This window comes from Syntrophales bacterium, from assembly GCA_030655775.1.
In the GTDB taxonomy this organism is placed as follows: domain Bacteria; phylum Desulfobacterota; class Syntrophia; order Syntrophales; family JADFWA01; genus JAUSPI01.
The window spans coordinates 1-4,356 of the sequence record JAUSPI010000269.1 but is presented as its reverse complement, the minus strand read 5'-3'; the positions used below and the strand labels follow the sequence as shown (position 1 = coordinate 4,356).

Annotated in this window: 4 protein-coding genes; all 4 read right to left on the bottom strand. The window is 44.1% G+C overall.

Going from position 1 to position 4,356, the window contains the following annotated elements; translation table 11 throughout:
- Positions 1-185 precede the first annotated feature (185 nt).
- Positions 186-1,322: an ABC transporter substrate-binding protein gene (locus Q7J27_15080; GenBank protein ID MDO9530462.1), complete on the bottom strand. Its 1,137-nt coding sequence runs from the start codon at positions 1,320-1,322 to the stop codon at positions 186-188.
- Positions 1,323-1,705: 383 nt separating this feature from the next.
- The gene (der, locus tag Q7J27_15075; GenBank protein MDO9530461.1) at positions 1,706-3,019 is read right to left on the bottom strand and encodes a ribosome biogenesis GTPase Der; all 1,314 of its coding nucleotides are present in this window, start codon (positions 3,017-3,019) and stop codon (positions 1,706-1,708) included.
- A gap of 86 nt (positions 3,020-3,105) precedes the next feature.
- Positions 3,106-3,987 (bottom strand): GTPase Era, encoded by an 882-nt coding sequence (gene era / locus Q7J27_15070; GenBank protein MDO9530460.1) that lies wholly within the window; start codon positions 3,985-3,987, stop codon positions 3,106-3,108.
- 150 nt (positions 3,988-4,137) lie between these two features.
- A partial coding sequence (locus Q7J27_15065; GenBank protein ID MDO9530459.1) for a hypothetical protein occupies positions 4,138-4,356 on the bottom strand: 219 nt, incomplete at its 5' end.

The window sequence follows — 4,356 nt, the reverse complement described above, 5'->3', positions numbered from 1 at the left end:
TTAAAGCAATCTTAGCTTGGAAAATAGATCAAAGGAGGGAAAAGAATTAAATGAACTATATGGATTTCTTAAACCATGGATTGATAGGAATTAAATGAACTATATCTGGTAACATAACTATACTCGCAACATAACTGCTATATCTTTTACCTTTGAGCTGGCTTGGGAGTTGTGATTTAGGTTGCCTACGGATTTACGGTTGCCAGATACTTGAACTCGCCTTCCTTTACATGGAGCATAACTGCGCTTTTGATTGTATTTCCATCTTTACCAATATTGATGGTGCCGGAAACCCCTTTGAAATCTTTCGTGTCTGCCAAGGCAGCTCTGATGCTGCTTCCTCTTGTTGATTTGGCCCTTTCGATGGCATCTAACAAAACAAAATAGGCGTCTGCCCCTAACGCATCAAAGGCACTGGCCTCTCTTTCGTTTTTAGTTTCAAAGGTTTTGATATATTTTTTTGCAAGATCGGTTTCTGCCCCTTCTCTGGCAAAATGCCAGGTGAACGCAAGTCCCTCAACATCCTTTTCGCCAATTTCAATGAGTTCCTCGGCCCTGGCACCATCGGCTGACAGGATAGGAATTTTCATTCCCAGTTCAGTGGCCTGTTTGCATGTCAGAGCATCTTCGGTGTAATAGTTTGGCAGATAAAGGACATCCGGTTTTGCTGCCATGATGGCTGAAAGTTGTACCGTGAAGTCCCTATCTCCTGTCTGACAGTATGTTGTTGCAGCGATTTTACCCCCCATGTTGATAAAGCTTTTAACAAAAGCATTAGAAAGACTGATGCAGTAGTCCTGAGCGATATCGATCATAATGGCCGCTTTCCTCGCTCCCATGATATTGTATGCGTATTTAGCGGCTACCTCTCCCTGGAATGGATCACTGAAGCAAACCCTGAAAACATAGTTTCTGTTTTCAGTAACCATTGGATTTGTAGCTGAAGGTGAGATAATCGGTATCCTCGCCTTCTCGGCAATTTGTGCTCCTGCCACCGTATTTTCATTGATGGCTTCCCCGATTATTGCGCAAACCCCATTCTTTTTTATTAATCTGCTGACAGCATTGGCTGCTCCGGTTTTGTCGCTTTTGGTATCGACCAGAATGAGTTTCACTTTCTTGCCGAGGACGGCGGGTTTTATTTGGTTGGCTATTTTGATTCCGGCCCATTCCGTCTGCCCATAAACTTCTGACGAACCTGTCATAGGCAGGAAAACTCCAATTATAACTGTGTTTGAATTTTTTGCGGCTGGAGCAACTCCGGAAAAACAGAAAATTGAAGACAAAGCCAGAAACCAGATAAACAACTTTTTAACCTTCATTTTTTATCTCCTGAATTGATAAATTGAAAACAACCTTTGAACATCTGAGCTTAATTAAATATGGCAAAAAGCTTTTTATGTCAACTACTAACAAAGCCCATAAAATAGACATTGACCCTTAGGACAGACGTCCCGCCTCTCCACAATGGTGAATCGCTTAGACAGCCGAGACGGCTGTCCTACGGGATGGGGAGGACAGTCCTTATTTTCAATGTCTATTTTTGGGAAAGTACTGTTTTACGCTTCATTTTGCGTTTTGATCGAGAAAATCAATTACTGTCAGATTGGCCGGCATTTCATCGTGTCGCTTGCCTGTCCCGTCAACATGGTTTTCCTTTCAAGAAATTAGGATTTAGGGGACAGATTTAAAATCTGTCCCCATACTATTTGGTTTTTTTCCGTAATATTATTTTAATCGGTACGTGATCAAAACCGAATTCTTCTCTTATTTTATTGGTCAGATAACGCTGGTATGAGAAATGGACAGCTTTTGGTTCATGGACGAAGAAGACAAATGTAGGAGGTTTTACAGATGCCTGAGTAACATAGCTGAAGTTATGTGCCTTGCGCTGATAGCGTGGAGGAGGATTTATTTCAAGGAATTCCTGCACCTTGTTGTTTAATATGGACGTCTGAACCCTTCTTGTATACTGGATGTACGCCGTTTCAATCGTATCAAATATCTTCATAACCCTCTGGCCGGTGAGGGCCGAGACGAAGAGAGTTGGTGCAAAATTGAGAAACTTCAGCTTTTCTTTAATATCTCTCACATAGTTTCCCATGGTGCTGTTATCTTTTTTGATGAGATCCCACTTATTCACAACGATGATGCAGACAACGCCACGCTCAAAGGCAAGGCCTGCGATCTTTGTATCCTGGTCTGTTATTCCCTCTTCTGCGTCTATCAACATTAATGCGATGTCGCTTCTGCTCATGGTTTTGAGTGCCTGAACGACACTGTATTTCTCAAGGGTGATGCTTATTTTACTTTTCCGCCGTATGCCCGCAGTGTCGATCAGAAGGTATTTCCGGTCATTCAATTCAAAAGGGGTGTCTATGGCGTCTCTCGTCGTTCCGGGGAGGGGGTTAACGATAGTCCTTTCATACCCCAGCATGTTGTTGATGATAGAGGATTTTCCGACATTCGGTTTTCCTATCACGGCGATTCTTATCCTCTGTTCATCTTCACTGACCGCATCTGGGACGGGGAGGTATTCGACAACGTCATCCATCAGTCCTCCGACGCCCACCCCATGCTCGGAGGATATGGTGTAGAGTTTTTCAATCCCAAGCCGGTAGAATTCGTAAGCGAGCTCCTCTTGTTTTGGCCCGTCTATTTTGTTGATTACAAAGAAAGTCGGTTTTTCAGCCTCTCGTAAGAGATTTGCGATCTCTACATCCGACGGCGTCAGGCCCTCCCTTCCGTCCATGAGAAAGATGATGGTGTCTGCCTCCTCTATGGCAAGAGTAGTCTGTTCGCGCATCTGGATCAGGATTTTTTCCCTGGAGACGGGTTCGAATCCACCCGTGTCTATCAGTATGAAATCCCTGTCGTTCCAGGTACAATCCGCGTAATTTCTATCCCTTGTGGCGCCCGGCTCATCGATTACGATAGCCTTCTTCCTTTTGGACAGACGGTTAAAGAAGGTCGATTTTCCAACGTTGGGCCTTCCTATTATTGCAATTATAGGTTTCACTTGGCAACCTCTTGTTAGTTCCGAGTTCAAAGTTCAGAGTTCGGAGTCTTTTAACCCAGAACTCTGAACCCGGAACTCTGAACTATTTAGTACCCAAATTCCTTGAGCATCTTTGTGTCTTTAGTCCAGCCTTTGCTGACTCTGATGAAGAGTTCCAGATATATTCTGGTGGCGAAGAATTTTTCCATTTCCAGCCGTGCCTGACTCCCTATTTCCTTCAACATGGAACCCTGTTTCCCAATGAGTATTCCCTTTTGCGATTTTTTTTCCACGTTGATAGTAGCATGGATTCTGATCAGGTTTCTACTTTCATCTTCTTTAAAAGAATCGACCATGACGGCCGTGGAGTAGGGTATCTCCTGATGGGTTAACAGGATCACCTTTTCTCTGATTATCTCGGCGGCGAGAAATCTTTCGGATACGTCTGTTATCATATCATCGGGAAAGTATTTCGGCCCTTCGGGGAGGATATTCCATATTATATCGATGAGGATGTCGAGACCGTCGCCCTTCAATGCCGAGATGGGTATAATCTCCCTGAATGGAAAAAGATTCCTCAGATCATCTATCAGAGGTAGAAGCAGTTTCTTTTCGGCGAGGTCTATCTTATTGATGGCAAGGATGACCGGGGCTTTTACACCTTGCAGTGATTTTATAATAAAAATATCGTCATCATGGATTTTCCTGCCGGTTTCGACAAGCAGGAGCATGAGATCCATATCCCCGAAGGTATCAACGGCAGCCTTCACCATATATTTACCGAGCGGTGTCGTAGCCTTGTGTATTCCCGGTGTGTCGAGGAAGATGAACTGGCCGTTTTCGAGGTTTTTGATGCCGGTTATCCTGTTTCTCGTGGTCTGCGGTTTATGAGTGGTAATGGCTATCTTCTCCCCTATTATCCCGTTCAGAAGGGTCGATTTTCCAACGTTGGGTCTTCCTATGATCCCTATGAAACCTGATTTAAACAATTCTTCTCTCCGTTACTTAAAAGATGGTTCCGGGTTCCGAGTTTAGGGTTCCGGGTTGAGAACTCCGAACTTTGAACTCGGAACTTTGAACTTTGAACTTTGAACTTTGAACTATTCGTTAATACCAGCATCCCTCTTTCCTGGCCGGGGTCAGTTTTTTCTGAAATTTTTGTAAGTTTGAATCGCCCTTTTTGTGTCGATAAGTTCTGATTCTTCAGACCGCGGAATTTTGAAACATCTCCCGGAGAGAGAGTAAACGTTATCTCCTTGTCTCTGATTCGGGTCCGCTCCAGGAGAGAAGATGCCATATCGAGAAAGATAGACCCCTCGACGAGTGATCTGAATGCGGGATGAAATGGCCCCGCTACA

Coding starts and splice junctions, on each gene's coding strand:
- Q7J27_15080 (MDO9530462.1), bottom strand. CDS start 1,322: ATGAAGGTTAAAAAGTTGTTTATCTGGTTTCTGGCTTTGTCTTCAATT.